General features: G+C 53.3%; 18 protein-coding genes and 1 pseudogene. 9 read left to right on the forward strand and 10 right to left on the reverse strand.

Annotation, left to right across the window (positions count from 1 at the left end):
* Positions 1–133: 133 nt before the first annotated feature.
* Positions 134–508 (reverse strand): winged helix-turn-helix transcriptional regulator, encoded by a 375-nt coding sequence (locus tag CXF87_RS08385; protein WP_101146310.1) that lies wholly within the window; start codon positions 506–508, stop codon positions 134–136.
* Positions 509–598: 90 nt separating this feature from the next.
* Between CXF87_RS08385 and CXF87_RS08390 the strand changes: the two genes are divergently transcribed.
* Positions 599–925 carry a nuclear transport factor 2 family protein gene (locus tag CXF87_RS08390; RefSeq protein ID WP_101146323.1) on the forward strand — a complete coding sequence of 109 codons (327 nt, stop codon included), beginning with the start codon at positions 599–601 and terminating at the stop codon, positions 923–925.
* Positions 925–1,698, forward strand: a complete 774-nt coding sequence (locus CXF87_RS08395; RefSeq protein WP_101146311.1) for an SDR family oxidoreductase — start codon at positions 925–927, stop codon at positions 1,696–1,698. Before CXF87_RS08390 ends, CXF87_RS08395 begins: the two co-directional genes overlap by 1 nt.
* A gap of 135 nt (positions 1,699–1,833) precedes the next feature.
* On the opposite strand, the gene CXF87_RS08400 is transcribed toward CXF87_RS08395, so the two are convergent.
* The 5 genes from CXF87_RS08400 to trpB all read right to left on the reverse strand — a co-directional run bounded on the left by CXF87_RS08400 (position 1,834) and on the right by trpB (position 6,790).
* The gene (locus CXF87_RS08400; RefSeq protein ID WP_101146312.1) at positions 1,834–2,556 is read right to left on the reverse strand and encodes a YrhK family protein; all 723 of its coding nucleotides are present in this window, start codon (positions 2,554–2,556) and stop codon (positions 1,834–1,836) included.
* Positions 2,557–2,664: 108 nt separating this feature from the next.
* A complete protein-coding gene (locus CXF87_RS08405; protein ID WP_101146313.1) occupies positions 2,665–2,985 on the reverse strand; it encodes a hypothetical protein in 321 nt (106 codons plus the stop codon).
* Positions 2,986–3,344: 359 nt separating this feature from the next.
* A complete protein-coding gene (locus CXF87_RS08410; RefSeq protein WP_101146314.1) occupies positions 3,345–4,394 on the reverse strand; it encodes an SDR family oxidoreductase in 1,050 nt (349 codons plus the stop codon).
* A gap of 306 nt (positions 4,395–4,700) precedes the next feature.
* The gene (gene trpA, locus CXF87_RS08415) at positions 4,701–5,540 is read right to left on the reverse strand and encodes a tryptophan synthase subunit alpha (RefSeq protein WP_101146315.1); all 840 of its coding nucleotides are present in this window, start codon (positions 5,538–5,540) and stop codon (positions 4,701–4,703) included.
* Positions 5,541–5,560: 20 nt separating this feature from the next.
* Positions 5,561–6,790, reverse strand: coding sequence for a tryptophan synthase subunit beta (trpB, locus tag CXF87_RS08420; protein WP_008956161.1), 1,230 nt, complete (start codon positions 6,788–6,790; stop codon positions 5,561–5,563).
* A gap of 162 nt (positions 6,791–6,952) precedes the next feature.
* Here trpB and CXF87_RS08425 point away from each other — a divergent pair, with 162 nt between their 5' ends.
* Complete coding sequence (locus tag CXF87_RS08425) at positions 6,953–7,891, forward strand: LysR family transcriptional regulator (RefSeq protein ID WP_101146316.1); 939 nt, start codon at positions 6,953–6,955, stop codon at positions 7,889–7,891.
* A 6-nt stretch (positions 7,892–7,897) separates the two neighbouring features.
* On the opposite strand, the gene CXF87_RS08430 is transcribed toward CXF87_RS08425, so the two are convergent.
* Positions 7,898–8,527 (reverse strand): SDR family oxidoreductase, encoded by a 630-nt coding sequence (locus tag CXF87_RS08430; protein ID WP_101146317.1) that lies wholly within the window; start codon positions 8,525–8,527, stop codon positions 7,898–7,900.
* Positions 8,528–8,762: 235 nt separating this feature from the next.
* On the opposite strand from CXF87_RS08430, the gene CXF87_RS08435 reads away from it, so the two are divergent.
* The gene (locus tag CXF87_RS08435) at positions 8,763–9,011 is read left to right on the forward strand and encodes a hypothetical protein (protein WP_101146318.1); all 249 of its coding nucleotides are present in this window, start codon (positions 8,763–8,765) and stop codon (positions 9,009–9,011) included.
* A gap of 61 nt (positions 9,012–9,072) precedes the next feature.
* Here the strand turns inward: CXF87_RS08435 and CXF87_RS22230 are convergent, their stop codons facing one another.
* Together CXF87_RS22230 and CXF87_RS08440 are read right to left on the reverse strand one after the other, a co-directional pair.
* On the reverse strand, positions 9,073–9,207 hold the full coding sequence (locus CXF87_RS22230; RefSeq protein ID WP_269801097.1) for a hypothetical protein: 135 nt from the start codon (positions 9,205–9,207) through the stop codon (positions 9,073–9,075).
* A 4-nt stretch (positions 9,208–9,211) separates the two neighbouring features.
* Positions 9,212–9,901: a VIT1/CCC1 transporter family protein gene (locus tag CXF87_RS08440; protein ID WP_101146319.1), complete on the reverse strand. Its 690-nt coding sequence runs from the start codon at positions 9,899–9,901 to the stop codon at positions 9,212–9,214.
* A gap of 617 nt (positions 9,902–10,518) precedes the next feature.
* Here CXF87_RS08440 and CXF87_RS08445 point away from each other — a divergent pair.
* The 3 genes from CXF87_RS08445 (at position 10,519) to CXF87_RS08455 (ending at position 12,470) form a co-directional block, all read left to right on the forward strand.
* Complete coding sequence (locus CXF87_RS08445) at positions 10,519–11,028, forward strand: hypothetical protein (RefSeq protein WP_198556026.1); 510 nt, start codon at positions 10,519–10,521, stop codon at positions 11,026–11,028.
* 55 nt (positions 11,029–11,083) lie between these two features.
* The gene (locus CXF87_RS08450; RefSeq protein WP_101146320.1) at positions 11,084–11,452 is read left to right on the forward strand and encodes a hypothetical protein; all 369 of its coding nucleotides are present in this window, start codon (positions 11,084–11,086) and stop codon (positions 11,450–11,452) included.
* Between the two features lie 88 nt (positions 11,453–11,540).
* Positions 11,541–12,470, forward strand: a complete 930-nt coding sequence (locus CXF87_RS08455; RefSeq protein ID WP_101146321.1) for a glycerophosphodiester phosphodiesterase family protein — start codon at positions 11,541–11,543, stop codon at positions 12,468–12,470.
* Positions 12,471–12,526: 56 nt separating this feature from the next.
* Here the strand turns inward: CXF87_RS08455 and CXF87_RS08460 are convergent, their stop codons facing one another.
* Complete coding sequence (locus tag CXF87_RS08460; RefSeq protein WP_101146322.1) at positions 12,527–13,435, reverse strand: dihydrodipicolinate synthase family protein; 909 nt, start codon at positions 13,433–13,435, stop codon at positions 12,527–12,529.
* 429 nt (positions 13,436–13,864) lie between these two features.
* On the opposite strand from CXF87_RS08460, the gene CXF87_RS08465 reads away from it, so the two are divergent.
* Positions 13,865–14,338: a hypothetical protein gene (locus tag CXF87_RS08465; RefSeq protein WP_008956173.1), complete on the forward strand. Its 474-nt coding sequence runs from the start codon at positions 13,865–13,867 to the stop codon at positions 14,336–14,338.
* A 91-nt stretch (positions 14,339–14,429) separates the two neighbouring features.
* Positions 14,430–14,734: pseudogene (locus tag CXF87_RS08470) on the forward strand (hypothetical protein); the annotation flags it as partial.

Below are 14,734 nucleotides of genomic sequence, written 5' to 3' on the forward strand. Positions count from 1 at the left end.
AGACCCACCCCCGCAAGCTTCACTGAAGCGTTAATCGGCATCGCGCAGCCGCACGCCTTCACTTTCGCTCCACAGGGCAATGGCGGCGTCATAGTCGTTGATGGTCATGGTGCGGTAGTGCATTAGTCGGCTCTCAGAGGGCGGCGGCATCGTCTTGTTCGTTCTGCTCGGCAGGGTCGTTGAAGTGGTCTTTCTGCTCTGCCCATTTCAACAAGGCATCCAGCGCCGGGCAGAGCGTTTGCCCCCATTCGGTCAGGCGGTACTCCACTTTCGGCGGCACCTGGGGATAGACTTTACGGGCCACGATGCCATCCGCTTCCAGTTGGCGCAGCTGTTGGGCCAGCATTTTTTGGGAGATCTCGGGGATAAGTTTTCCGAAATCGGAGTAGCGCTGCACTTTTCCATCGAAGAGATGAAAGAGAATGATGAGCTTCCAGCGCCCTTCCAGCATTTTTAATACATTTTCCACATCGCCTGCGGCGGTAGTGGGCGTATAAATCTTTCTCATTGGTAAGCCACTTACCTTTTTGTGCGTTCTTGATAACGCGTCAGTCTAGGCAGAATATTCTCTCACATTAACTTACGAGAGATGACCATCATGAGCTTGTCACTGCCAGACGCGATCACTACTTACTTCAGCATCAGCAACGGTGCGGATGCCTCCCACATTGCGGATTGCTTCACTCAAGATGCCTGTGTGTTTGACGAAGGAGAGACGCATCGCGGGCACACCGCTATTCAAGCTTGGATGCGCGCCACCCGTGACAAGATTGAGTATAGCGTCGAGCCGGTCAGTGTTTCCCAACAAGGCAACACGATGGTGGTTACCGCCACCGTGACCGGCAATTTCCCCGGCAGCCCGGTGCAACTGGACCACCAGTTTGAGCTTGCCGAGTCGCAAATCCAGTCATTGGAGATCCACTAATGAACCTGAACTTGAACGGGCGACGCGTATTGATCACCGGCGGCAGCAAAGGGGTTGGTGCGGCCGCGGTGGCTCTCTTTCGCGAGGAAGGCGCGCAAGTGCTAACAACCGCCCGTACTCGCCCCGGCGACCTGCCCGATGAGCTGTTTGTAACTGCTGACCTGACGACGGCCGAAGGCTGTGCCACGGTGGCCGATGCGGTCAACGATCGCTTGGGCGGCGTCGATATTATCGTTCACGTACTGGGTGGTTCATCCGCCCCCGGCGGCGGGTTCGCTGCCCTTGGGGAGGAGGAGTGGCAGCGCGAGCTCGACATCAACCTGTTTCCCGCCGTGCGGCTGGATCGCGCCCTGCTGCCCGGCATGCTGGCCCAGGGCGATGGGGTGATTATCCACGTGACCTCCATTCAGCGCGAGCTCCCCCTGCCCGAGTCGACCACGGCTTATGCGGCGGCAAAGGCGGCGCTCTCCACCTATAGCAAGAGCTTGTCAAAAGAGGTGTCACCCAAAGGGGTGCGCGTGGTTCGCGTGTCGCCAGGCTGGATCGAAACGGAAGCCGCCGTTGCGCTAGCCGAGCGGATTGCCCAAGAGGCAGGCACCGATTACGCAGGCGGCAAGCAGATCATCATGAACTCGCTAGGCGGCATCCCGATTGGCCGCCCCTCGAAGCCTGCAGAAGTGGCCAACCTGATTGCGTTTCTGGCATCACCGCTGGCAGCCACCATCACGGGCACGGAGTATGTGATCGATGGGGGTACGGTGCCTGTGGTTTGAAGGTGGTCTGAGGGCGGTTTGAAAGTGGTTTATACCGCCCCCTTGGCTTCCCGGCCTGCGATGAGGGCTAGCGATTGTTCGCAAGCTGCATTGCCCTACTGACGATTAGCCATTAAAACCAGTGTTCAATAAACCTTATTCGGCGAGGCACTGGTTCTTTACGTCTGGGTTTTGTTGATGGTCTTGGTGAGCCCGATAGGCTCTGTAGAAGTTGACGACTCCTCCGGCGAGAAACAGCAGGCTGGCGAAAATAAACTGAGCACCCAAGTAGGTGTGCAGTGCATGGGCAAGTGGTGTCTGATAGCTCGGCCAGAGATAAGGAATCGAGGCGGCCAAAAACAGGATGGAGCCGATGACAAACGAGATGGCAACGGCATTGAGTAGCTGCAAGACCACTAAGGTTCCCGCCTGAGTGATCTGCGTCACGTTGACCGTCGCGCCAATCGTAAACAGAACACTGCCAACGATAAAGCACCAGGCGCCCCCTCTTTCCCAGCCCACGCTGGGCAGAAACAAGGCGCTGCCTATCAGGAACAGTACACTGCCGATGATATAGCCTGCCGACATTACAAACTCGAGCATGGTCTTTTTGCCGTGCGAGGGGTGACGGCGGTAATAGCTGATGATTTCTATGCAATCGTTTGCCGCCACCGCTAGATAGATTAACGAGCCCAAAATGAACAGCCCGGCCCCTGCCGCCATGTAGTTCTCAAAGGCTGGCAGGAAGAAGACACTGCCTATCACAAAGGCAGCGGCACCCGCGATATAGGCTGAAGCATTCAGGCCTTCCCATAAAAAACTATCTTTGGGTAACGATGTTCGATAACTGCGTTTTCGGTTAGTGATGTGATGCGGCATGTCACGTCCTTATGTTTACACGAGCTAACAGAATGGCCGTTCCAGCGCTGATTTAAACACTCATTAAGCTTGCCCACGCCACTCGGTAGTTTAGTAGGCTATTGCATTTTACTGCCCGAAGCTGATGCCCAGCCGTAGTGCCTGTAGACCATCAAATTCGACCGTGACTTCATCAGAAAACAGAGGGTGGCCCTGCACTGCCAAATCCAGCGTTGCTTGCGAGCCACGATAAGTGACCGTGACAGCGATTTCAGCTGAGGTACTAACGGGCGCCAGCACATCATACTCAACGTTATCAATGCTAACAGCGGAGAGGCCACGGTCATCCAGCTGTTCTTGGATTTCCCGCTCAACAACCACGCCGTAATAGAAGTAAATGCCAGTGTAGCCAAGCGCTACAATTACGATTAATGAAAAGAGCTTTCCCATTATTTCTCTCTAGTTTGTAAACGCTTTAATGGTTATTGCCTGCCATTAATAGGTGGCGCAACCATTGATAAGTACTATTTTATATCGACTATATTTAAACCATTTTCTGCCCATGTGACACAGCGTAAATGCTTCATATATCGTCGTGCTCTAACTGCTCCGCTTTGTCTTTTAAAGTTTATGAGCATAAAGCACGATAGCACGGAATCTACGCTATCAAATATTCTTGAGAAAGAGAGAATTGGCGCCCGCCTCTATTCCAAGAACCGAGCAGCCACTGCAAGGGCCTGAATCCTTGAAGGTCAGGCCCGAAAAAGCAGGGTAGTAAAAAAAGATTAGTAAAAACTCGTTAGAAAAGCTTAGGGATCGCCAGCGCCACCGCCCGCGCCGTGTATATTGCCGGTGGTGTAGCTGGATTCTGACGAGGCCAGTAGTACGTATGTACCGGCCAGCTCTACCGGCTGGCCGGGGCGACCAAGCGGCGTGCTTTCGCCAAACGTTTCCACAGCGTCTTGTGGCTGGCCACCGCTGGGCTGAAGCGGGGTCCAGAACGGGCCGGGTGCGACGCCGTTGACGCGAATGCCTTTCTCGGCCAGTTGCTTCGCCAGCGCTTTGGTGAACGCGACAATGGCCGCTTTGGTCATGGAGTAATCGAGTAGGATTTTAGGCGGATCGTAAGCGACCACTGAGGTGGTATTAATGATCACTGACCCAGGCTCCATATGGGGTATCGCCGCCTGGGTGATCCAATACATGGCGTAGAGGTTGGTCTTCATGGTGTCGTCGAAGGCTTCATGGCTAATATCCATAATCGACGGCTGCCACTGCTGGCGACCAGCGTTATTGACCAAAATATCTAACCCGCCTAATTGCTCAACGGCCTTTTCCACTAACTCGCTACAAAACGATGCATCACGGATATCACCTGGAATAGCCGCCGCGGCACGCCCTTCGGCTTCAATAAGCTCAATGACTTCGCGCGCGTCTGACTCTTCCGCGGGCAGGTAGTTAATCGCCACATCAGCGCCTTCACGCGCATAGGCAATAGCGGCCGCACGGCCAATGCCGGAATCTCCACCGGTAATCAGTGCCCTTCTTCCGGTTAAACGACCACTGCCGCGATAACTCTGTTCGCCGTGGTCTGGGCGCGGTGTCATGTCACTGGCAAGCCCAGGCCACTCTAGCGGCTGGCGTTCAAAGGGGGGGTTGGGGTACTTGCTTTTGGGATCCTGCATTTGGTTTAACGTGCCTCCTGACTCATTGGTGTTTGAGGTATTACCTGCACCACCGGACGGCGATGTCGAAGATGACTGGGCGAATGCGGGTGCGGCCATAGCAGCGGCCATACCGGTAGCAAGGCCGCCCACCACTTGACGGCGCGTAGGGTCAAATGTGTTGTCGGGCTTCATAATAGTTTCCCATAAGTAACCATTGCGAATAACAACTTGATGCGTGGCCTAAGCCAAGAGCTTTTCCCTGAAAAGCATGCAATAGGGAAAGGCGTCAGCTCGCTTAAAACCCTATTGACCCTAGTTGGGATAACGGCGATTACCAAGCGGAGTACCGAAAGAAGCCATAAACTTAAAAAATGATAGTTATAAATCCAAATTAAAGTAAGCAACTTTAAAAGTAGTACCGGATGCATAATAAAAGCAGGCGCGTTGGCCTGCTCTCATACCTGTTCTCACAACAACTCGCTCTTTACTGACCTTTTATCAACAGGCTTGCGGTTCTCTCACTTCCCGACACGCCCTGACGCTTTCTGCCAGTTCACTGACTAGGCCATGCACACGCTCTACGGCTTCATCGGGCGTATTGGCGTGTTCAATACAGTCGACCAACGCAGAACCTACCACCACGGCATCGCTATAACGGCCGATGGCGGCGGCCTGCTCGGCGGTACGAATACCAAAGCCCACGGCAATGGGTAGCTCGGTGTGTTCGCGCAGTTGACTTACTGCGCCTTCCAACCGCTCTGGCGTAGGGGCACTGCCGCCGGTGACGCCCGCCACGGAAACGTAGTAGATAAACCCCGAGGCGTTCGCCAGCACTTTGGGCAGTCGCTTGGCATCGGTGGTCGGCGTGGCCAGGCGAATAAAATCAATGCCGTGCTGGGCCGCTGGCGTACAGAGCTCTTCGTCATGTTCTGGAGGCAAGTCCACGACAATCAGGCCATCGACCCCGGCCTTGGCAGCATCGGTCAAGAAGCGCTCGACGCCGTAGCAGTAAATCGGGTTGTAGTAGCCCATCAGCACAATGGGCGTGGTGCTGTCTTCTTCACGGAAGCGGCGCACCATTTCCAACGTTTTGGCTTGGGTCTGGCCGTTATTCAAGGCACGCAACGCGGCTTTCTGAATGGCGGGGCCATCGGCCATGGGGTCACTGAACGGCATACCGAGTTCGATGATATCCACCCCCGCTTTTGGCAACCCGTGCAACAGGCGGCGGGATGTCTCGGCATCCGGATCGCCAGCGGTGAGGTAACTCACCAGCGCTGGGCGGTTTTGCTGTTTGAGTGCAGCAAAGCAGTGTTCAAGACGAGAGGTATGGGTCATGACGTTCTCCTGTGTCGCGCTCATAGCTGTTTAACCCCGAATTTTTCGCCAAGGTGATGGGCGACGCTCATCATGTCTTTGTCACCACGGCCGCTAAGGTTGACCACCATTAAATGCTCGCGGGGCAGGCTGGGTGCGCGCTTGGCGACTTCGGCCAGGGCATGGGCGGTCTCTAGGGCGGGGATAATGCCCTCCTGTTGACAGCAAATCTGGAACGCTTCCAGCGCTTCGTCATCGGTGGCGGAAACGTACTCGACCCGCCCCTGCTCGTGCAACCAGGCGTGCTCTGGCCCAATACCGGGATAATCCAGTCCGGCGGAAATCGAGTGGGCGTCGATAATCTGGCCATCTTCGTTTTGCAGCAAGTAGGTGCGATTGCCGTGCAGCACGCCGGGGGTGCCGCCGTTCAGGCTGGCTGCATGCAGGCCGCTTTTCACGCCCTTGCCACCCGCTTCTACGCCAATCATCTTCACGTCGAGGTCATCAAGGAACGGGTGAAACAGCCCCAAGGCGTTTGAACCGCCGCCAATGCAGGCCACCAGCGAATCCGGCAGGCGACCTTTCTTTTCCAGCATTTGGGCGCGGGTTTCATGGCCGATCACGGCCTGAAAGTCACGTACCATGGCCGGGTACGGGTGTGGCCCCGCCACGGTGCCAATGATGTAGAAGGTGTCGTCGACATTCGTTACCCAGTCGCGCAGCGCTTCGTTCATGGCGTCTTTTAGCGTGCCGGTGCCCGAGGTAACGGGGATGACTTCCGCGCCCAGCAGCTTCATGCGGAATACGTTGGGTTGCTGACGCTCGATGTCGGTGGCGCCCATGTAGATGACACAGGGCAAACCAAAGCGTGCCGCAACGGTTGCGGTGGCAACGCCGTGCATGCCCGCACCGGTTTCCGCGATGATGCGCTTTTTGCCCATCTGCTTGGCCAACAACACCTGACCAATGCAGTTGTTGATCTTGTGCGCGCCGGTGTGATTCAGCTCTTCGCGCTTTAAGTAAATACTCGCACCGCCAAAGTGCTCGGTCAGCCGCTCGGCAAAGTAGAGCGGGCTTGGCCGACCCACATAATCACCCTGAAAATAGGCCAATTGGCGCTGGAATTCGGGGTCGTTCTTGGCAGTGGTGTATTCGTCTTGTAGCTCTAAAATCAGTGGCATCAGCGTTTCAGCGACAAAGCGGCCACCGAAGCTGCCAAACAGGCCATTGGCATCGGGCAGGCTCTTGGATACATCGACAGGTTGATTCATCGCGACCTCTGAATGCGTTATCGAACTGTTCAGTAAAAACAGTTCAGTGAAAAACAGTTCAGTGAAAAACTATGAAATGAAAGTAGCGCAAGCAGGGGGAGATAAAAATCGATAAGATGTCAGCAACACGTGAGTTAAAATCAACTATCAGCAGGATAGCCCATGCAACACAGCATGCCGCCGCTTAGCGCCTTGCGCGCCTTTGAAGCCACCGCCCGTTTGGGTAGCGTGACCGCCGCTGCCGATGAGCTAAACGTGACTCACGGCGCGGTCAGCCGCCAGTTAAAAAGCCTGGATGATCATTTTGGTATCGCGCTTTTTGCCAAAGCGGGCCGAGGTATTGCGCTTACGCCACATGGCGAAAAGCTGCAAATCGGTGTGGGAGAGGCGTTCGACCGTCTCAAGGATAGTTGCGCAGCGCTCAAACGTGATGTGGAAGAAGCCCCCTTTACTCTCGCCTGCCCTGGCAGCCTGCTAGCACGCTGGTTGATTCCCCGCCTGGATCGCCTGCACCGCGAGCTGCCTGAGCTCAAGCTAAAAGTCGTGGTGAGCGAAAGCGAACAGCCGGGTACGCAAACGGATGCCAGCGCCACCCTGGCGTTTGCCGAGCCTCCCTGGCCTGCGGGTGTGGAGGTATTCGAGCTGATGGCGGAGCAGATATGTGCAGTGGCGAGCCCGCAGCTGGCGGCCCAGTGCGATGCGACCAAGCCCGAATCGCTGCTTGCCAATAAGCTTTTATATACATCTTCCCGCCCCCAGGCGTGGCCGCAGTGGGCCACTGCCAAAGGGCTAGAGCTGGCACAGCTTGAAACGGCACTAAGCAAAGGCCAGGGGTTCGATCACCTTTACTACTTGATGGAAGCGGCAGTGGCGGGTCTGGGTATAGCCATCGCGCCGCGGCTATTGGTGGAAGACGACCTGAGGAGTGGCAGGCTGGTGGCCCCCTGGGGAAGTATTCAGACTCCTGCTCGTCTTTGCCTGTGGTTGCCCAGCCAAACCAACGTTCTCACTCAATCCCGCCGCAGCGAGCCACTTGCAGAGTGGCTCAAGCGGGAGTTGGCAACTGATCAACGCAGTGCGTTAACTCTCAATAGCGTTTAGCAATTACTAGCGGATAATCTCGCTAATTGAGCGCTTGCCATCCAGTAGTAAGTACTCCTGATTGACCACATCGGGCTTTTGCACAGCGTGAAGTAGCGCATGGGCAACGTTGGCGCGGGAGATTTGGTTGTCGCCTGCTTCCTCCAGTGAACTGGCGAACCGCTGACTGGCGGTTTCGTCGGTCAAACGCCCTGGCTTGAGAATGACGTAGGGAAAACCGCTGTTGCGCAGGTGGGCATCAGCAGCAAATTTCGCGGCCATGTAGGGGCGCATTTTTTCGGGCGCCTCTAGTGGTTTTTCTGCACGCATGGCGCTAATCATGATGTAGCGGGAGAGACCTTTTTCCTTGGCGATATCGGCGGTACGAATGGCGCCAAAAAGATCAATCATCAGCGTTTTGTCTGGCCCGGTGTGAGGCCCTGAGCCCGCCGTAAAGACCACTTGGTCGCAGCCGTCAAAGGCGTGCTCAAACTCATCCTCTAAATCAGCTACCACGGTATCGATGCCGTGCTCTTTGAACCAGGCTGCCTGCTCTTCACTGCGAATCATTGCCTTAATAGGCGTGCCCGCTTTTTGGGCCAGTTTGCAAAACTGTTTGCCAATCTGTCCGTTCGCGCCAATCACTAACGTTGTCATAACGGCTCCTTGTGAATGAGTTACTTATTAATAAGTGCAGGCACCTAGGCGTAATTCAACCTATTGCTGATTAATTCTCCCCTGCACCGGCACTTTAACAAGGACTAGTGGCCTCTCTAACGCTTTGTAAACCGGCAGCGAGACGCCGACATAATGGCTTAAGCGTGAACTTGAGGTGGTAAAGCTATAATGAATCAGTGAGCGCTTTGCGCCTAGTGGTTACCAGGAGGGGTCTATGACCGAGGGAGAACACAGTGTCGGTATTGATGCGAGTAACGATGCTCATACCCGAGCACGTTATATATCGCAAATTCAGCGTATTTCTTCGACTGCTAAAGCAGACATCTCAGCAGGCAGAGCCAGTTATCTTGAAGCAGCAGAGTACTGCCATGCGATGCGCAACAAAGTCATGGAGGAGTATAGGAAACTGACAAGCGAGCAGGGATTGGCGAAAGCAGAGCAGATAAAAAAAAACACCACCTAGCCTTGCTGATCTTTTCGAGCGATACGCGCAACAACTATTTGGTTGTTCGTACCAAGACCTCTCAGCTGAACAGCAGCAACGCATACACCACGAGGTTATTGAAGCTTCTGGCCGCAGCAATGCTGAAGTCTGAGCCAAGTACTTCAGCACCGATAATTGCCAGCTCTTCGATACGAACGCTAAATTCGGCGCTCACGCATTCAAGCCACGACTCCAAACACACGACCGATAGCAGAGGTTAGCGCCATTGCAAGCGCGCCCCAAAACATCACTCTTGCTGCAGCTTTAAAAATAGGTGCCCCGCCGACTCGAGCCGCAACCGCGCCCAACAAAGCCAGGAAGAGCAACGAAAACAGCGCTACCAAAGGAGTTAATAATGATGATGGTGCCCACCAGGCAACCAACAGTGGCAACAGCGCGCCCGCGGTAAAGGTCGCTGCTGATGAGAGGGCTGCTTGAAGCGGGCGAGCCTGACCAGTATCGGTGATGCCAATCTCATCTCTTGCATGAGCGCCGAGAGCATCGTTCGTCATTAATTGCTCAGCAACTTGACGTGCCAATTCAGGCTCTAAGCCACGAGTAACGTATATGTCGGCAAGTTCTTCCTGCTCAAGTTCGTAATGTTCAGCCAGTGCTTTACGTTCAATGTTTAGATCGGCGTGCTCGGTGTCGGATTGCGAGCTCACCGACACATACTCCCCCGCCGCCATCGACATAGCACCAGCCACCAGGCCAGCAACGCCTGCCAGCATGATCTCACTCTGCGCAGTGCTGGCTGCTGCAACACCGAGGATGAGGCTACTGGTAGACACAATGCCGTCATTGGCGCCGAGCACTGCAGCGCGCAACCAGCCGGACCGGTGAGAGCGATGATGCTCTGTATGGATCATGGGTTTATTTCCATCGTTGTGACCTTTAATTATCTGACGCCTGCAGTGTTACAAGTAACACTGCTAGATTGATCTAGTTTGAGACACGCCGCTAACACTTCCCAATAGCTCTTCTGCTAGAGATTCAATTATGGAATATCTCTTTTGGTCATTTATCTCAGCATAGTAACAGCCAGCACCAAATGCAGACATATCACACCATCGCAATGCGGTTCGCGCTTTTTATTGTGTTTTTGAACCTAAAAACGCCATTTTGTAAGCCATACCCTACCAAAAAGTAAGATATAGCTTACAAAATAAACTTTAAAAAAATGATAAAATTAACAAAAATTAGCCTCTTAATTACTAATACCTATCGTTATTTGTTAGTACCTTCAAATAAAAAATAATCATGAAAACATAATATTAAGCGGTAATTGCCCAACTTATGCCTTCTGGTGCGTTATGTAATGTGGAACACCTACTTCTTCCTGCGCGAATTGAAAACAACATAACCGAGTAATTTTTGAGTTTCAAAAAATTTGGCATGACGCCAAATACGGGGCCAATTTGGTCACGTAGTAGGACAGCCGTACAACGCTGTCAATTAAACACAAATGGGATTAAGGGAACATAAAATGAAGATGCTCAAGTTGACTACTGCTATTGCCACCGTATCGCTGATGACCGGCTGCGCTTCAATTGTCGGTGAGAAAGAGCAGAGCGTGACGATTAACAGTAGCCCGAGCAACGCTGATGTTCTAATAACAGATGAGCGTTCCATGGAAGTGCACTCCGGCACCACGCCATCCACTGTCCAACTTCGTAAATCCGATGGTAGCTACTTCGGTGGCAAATCATACACCGTTGAAATATCAAAAGAGGGTTATGAGAGCCGCACTATGATGATTAGCTCCAGCCCTAACGGCTGGTACATCGGCGGCAATCTTATCTTCGGTGGCTTTATTGGTTGGCTAATCGTCGACCCTCTAACCGGTGCTATGTATAACCTCACGCCGGACACTCTCAATGCCTCGCTGGGCGAGAGTGTTGTTACAACTGATAGCGACTCCGAGATCACACTGGTCCTGGTCGAAGATGTACCTAACCACATGCTCGATAAGATGCAGTACCTAGGCCAGATTTAAGCTTATATTAGCACCGCCTTAGGCGGTGCTTTTCTTCGTTTTTGGAGTATAAAAAATGAAAAAAAATATCTTAACCTTATTGGCTATCAGTTTGCCTGTCCTTACGCTATTGGGCTGTAGCTCAGTTGGTGTACATCCCGTCTCAATGGGTTCAGCTAAACCATCCAACTGCCCACTGGATCAATACGTCAGCGAAGGCGACATTGAGCACCCCTATGAAGTGGCGTGCATGATCACATCGAAAACAGGTACCACCTTGATGCACGACAAAAGTGCCTCGGCTGCAATAGATAATGCCCGTGCCGATGCTTGCGCTTGTGGCGCCGACGCCATCGTAATTGAAACTGCAGAGGAAGAAGGAATCACTTTGATGACGTGGGGCCAAGGAAAAGCACAGCTAAAAGCAGTTAGATATTTGGACTGAGAGGTAGCATTGTTTGCGATAGGTTCGTCAGCGTTTAGTTTTTATGTAAACTGGCTAAACAACGAATTACGCAACAAAAGGAATTCCCATGCAACGCCGTTTACTGGTTACGTCAATTTCCCTGGGCCTTTTCGCTGCTGCTACCACCGTGCTGGCCGAAACATCGCCGTTGGAACAGCAGATAAAAGATCTGCAGTCATTCCAGGTCATTGCCCACCGCGGCGCCAGCGGCCATGCACCGGAAAGCACAATGGCAGCCTATGAGCTGGCCCACGAATGGGACGTCGATTACTTGGAACTCGACGCTCAAATCACTTCGGACGGCGAGGTGGTGGTGTTTCATGATGACATCATTGATCGCACCAGTGACGGCGAAGGCGAGATCAATGATTACACGCTGGAAGAACTGAAAGCACTGGATACTGGCACGTGGTTCAACGAGCAAAACCCTGACAGTGCCGACACAGCCTTTGAAGGCGCTCAAATACTTACTTTGGATGAGTTATTGGAGCACTTTGGGCACGATGCACGCTACTACATAGAAACCAAGTCGCCGCAGTTGAACCCTGGCCTGGAAGAAGCGTTGGTAGCACTGCTCGAAGAGCATGACTTGATCGAGAGTGGTCGGGTCCTGGTCCAGTCTTTCGAGCAAGATAGTTTGCTAAAAGTGCACGAATTAAACGAGAACATCCCGCTTATTCAACTGGTCTGGTATTACCCCAGCGAAGAGGAGGATGGGCGATTGGTGGAGTGGACGGACGTGACACCGGGGCCAGAAGAGATCACCGATGAGGACTTCCAGGCAGTGGCGGATTATGCAGTCGGACTGGGCACCAATTTCATATACGAAGGCGAGGAAATGATTGGCGCTGACTTCATCCGTCAGGCGAACGACAACGGCCTACCGGTACATGTCTACACCATCAATGAAGCCGATGAGATGGAGCGTTTGATGGAAATGGGCGTCAACGGTCTTTTCACCAACTATCCTGATCGTCTGCTCGAACTCGTAGAGTAAGCCGCTTATAAGCACTCAGTACGCCCAGCCTGGCTGGGCGTTTTTGGTGAATCGCTTTACGCCCTGAAGTCAGTGGCCAGGTCGAGCTGCGCCACTACCTGTTCCACTCGTTTACGGTCATCCCCTTGTAGCGCTTTAAGCGGTTGAGGCAAGCAGGGTTGGCTGACCTTACCGGTTACCTCTGCAATGGTGGCCGCTACCCGCAAGCTGCCACCATATTCACGATAAAGCGCCCATAACGGCTCAAGCGCACTGGAAAGCGCATTAACCTGCTGGGCATCTCCCGCTTGAGCAGCCCGGGTCAGCGCCAGTGCTGTGTGGGGATAGAGCCCGCCAATAACGGAGTACCACGCATCACAGCCAGCGCTTAGCCCTGTAGCGGCGGCCGGATCCCCACTGATACCAATGGTGACCTCTGAAGGAATGAGTGCGCGCAGCCGCGCCACACGCTCACGCGCTTTCTCAATATCATTCACCACAGGCGGGATCTTGATAGAACGAACCTGTGGCAACTGAGCGATACGTCCGTGCAGCTCATCGCTGAAATCAAAATGGGTGGTGCCAGGATTGTCATACACGCATAGCGGAACACTCAGCGAACGGCTGACGGTTGCATAGAGCTCGTACACTTCATCGTCGGTCAGCTTTTGATAAGACACCGGCGCCAGCAATACCCCACTGGCACCGGCTTGCTGGGCACGTTCCGCATTAACCAGCACATCGCGAGTACGCAATGCGCCTATGCCTACGACAACAGGCACGCCCCCGGCGTTTTCGACACTGAGGTTAGCCACGCGGGCGCGCTCTTCAACGCTTAAATAGGCGTAGTTGCCGGTCGATCCCAGCACGCCAATGGAGTCCACACCAGCTGCGGCCAAGTGTTCCACTAAGTGAATAAACTCACGCTCTTGAATGCCGTGCTCGTTCATGGGAGTTAGCGGGAATGCACTCAGGCCGGTGAACATGGCGGATGATCCTTTTAGGATGGCAGAGGAAGATTTTCAAACGAACTTAATGCAATGAGTATCGCACAGACGCTTAGCCATTAAGTACAAGCTCTCATCAGCGACGGGAAGTATAAGCCAATCAAAATGGACAAAGTTGAATGGAAAAAAATCAAAAAACAACCGCCACCAAGAGCCCTCGCTCTTCTTTAACATAGCTACCTGTTATTTTTTTTGAATTGATGTAGTGTTTGTGTCCGTGCCGTATCGATACGGCACAGTTTTTTTGGTGCTTATCCCTTAGTTAAACAAAGGGCACTGAATATAAAAAACAACACCGATAGACCGCGAGGGAGAACACGTCATTAACTCATACACCGATAAAGTCCAAGATAGAACTGCATCGTGCATGAACCTGGCGTTCATCAATCAACCAGTAAGATACCGCCCATGCCTTCACCTGTCTTGAGCGGTTCTCTCATGCGATTGGCGTTACTGGCAATGGTCACCCTCATGTTGCTGGTGATGCTCACTTTCACATGCACAAATGCCATCGCTAGAGAAGCCCCTCTTTTTTTAGTCGCCCATCCTGACGTCGCCACCCGCTGGTTGAATCGCGATACTACCCGCGCGATTTTTGCGATGCGTCAACGCACATGGCCGGATGGCCAAGCGGTCAGGGTCTACGTTTTAAATAATAGTGATTCCGTGCATGCTCGCTTCACCAAAGAGCAGTTAGCGGTATATCCGCACCAGCTTCAGTTAGCCTGGGATCGCATGGTCTTCTCGGGAACCGGCCAAGCCCCTGACCGCGTCGCTGATCAGGCAGAGATGCGCGAGCACGTTGCCACGACACCCGGCGCCATTGGCTACCTAGAAAGGGAGTATCTGGATGATAGTATCCAAGTTATCTCAATGGAGTGAATACCGTGCTGTTGCCGCTCTGTTAGGCGTTGTTATATTAGGAGCTTCTACCCAAGCCCGTAGCGATGAAAACGTTAGGGATACTCTGCAGATGCATGGCTTTCTTAGTCAGGCGTTAGTCGTTACTGATGATAACGACTTTTTTGGCCCCAGCAGCCAAGATGAAGGTAGTTTCGAGTTCACCGAAATCGGTCTCAACGTCTCATTACGCCCTCACCAGGATGTGTTACTGGCCGCACAAATGTTAAGCCGACGTGCAGGTGGCGATAGCAGCGACGCTTATCCAGAGCTTGACTATGGCCTGATTGATTACCAAATGGTTTCCGATCAGCAGCGCACCTTTGGTATTCAGCTAGGCAGGATTAAAAATCCGTTTGGGTTCTATAATCAAACACG

Source organism: Halomonas sp. MES3-P3E (genome assembly GCF_002836035.1).
Taxonomy (GTDB): domain Bacteria; phylum Pseudomonadota; class Gammaproteobacteria; order Pseudomonadales; family Halomonadaceae; genus Vreelandella; species Vreelandella arctica.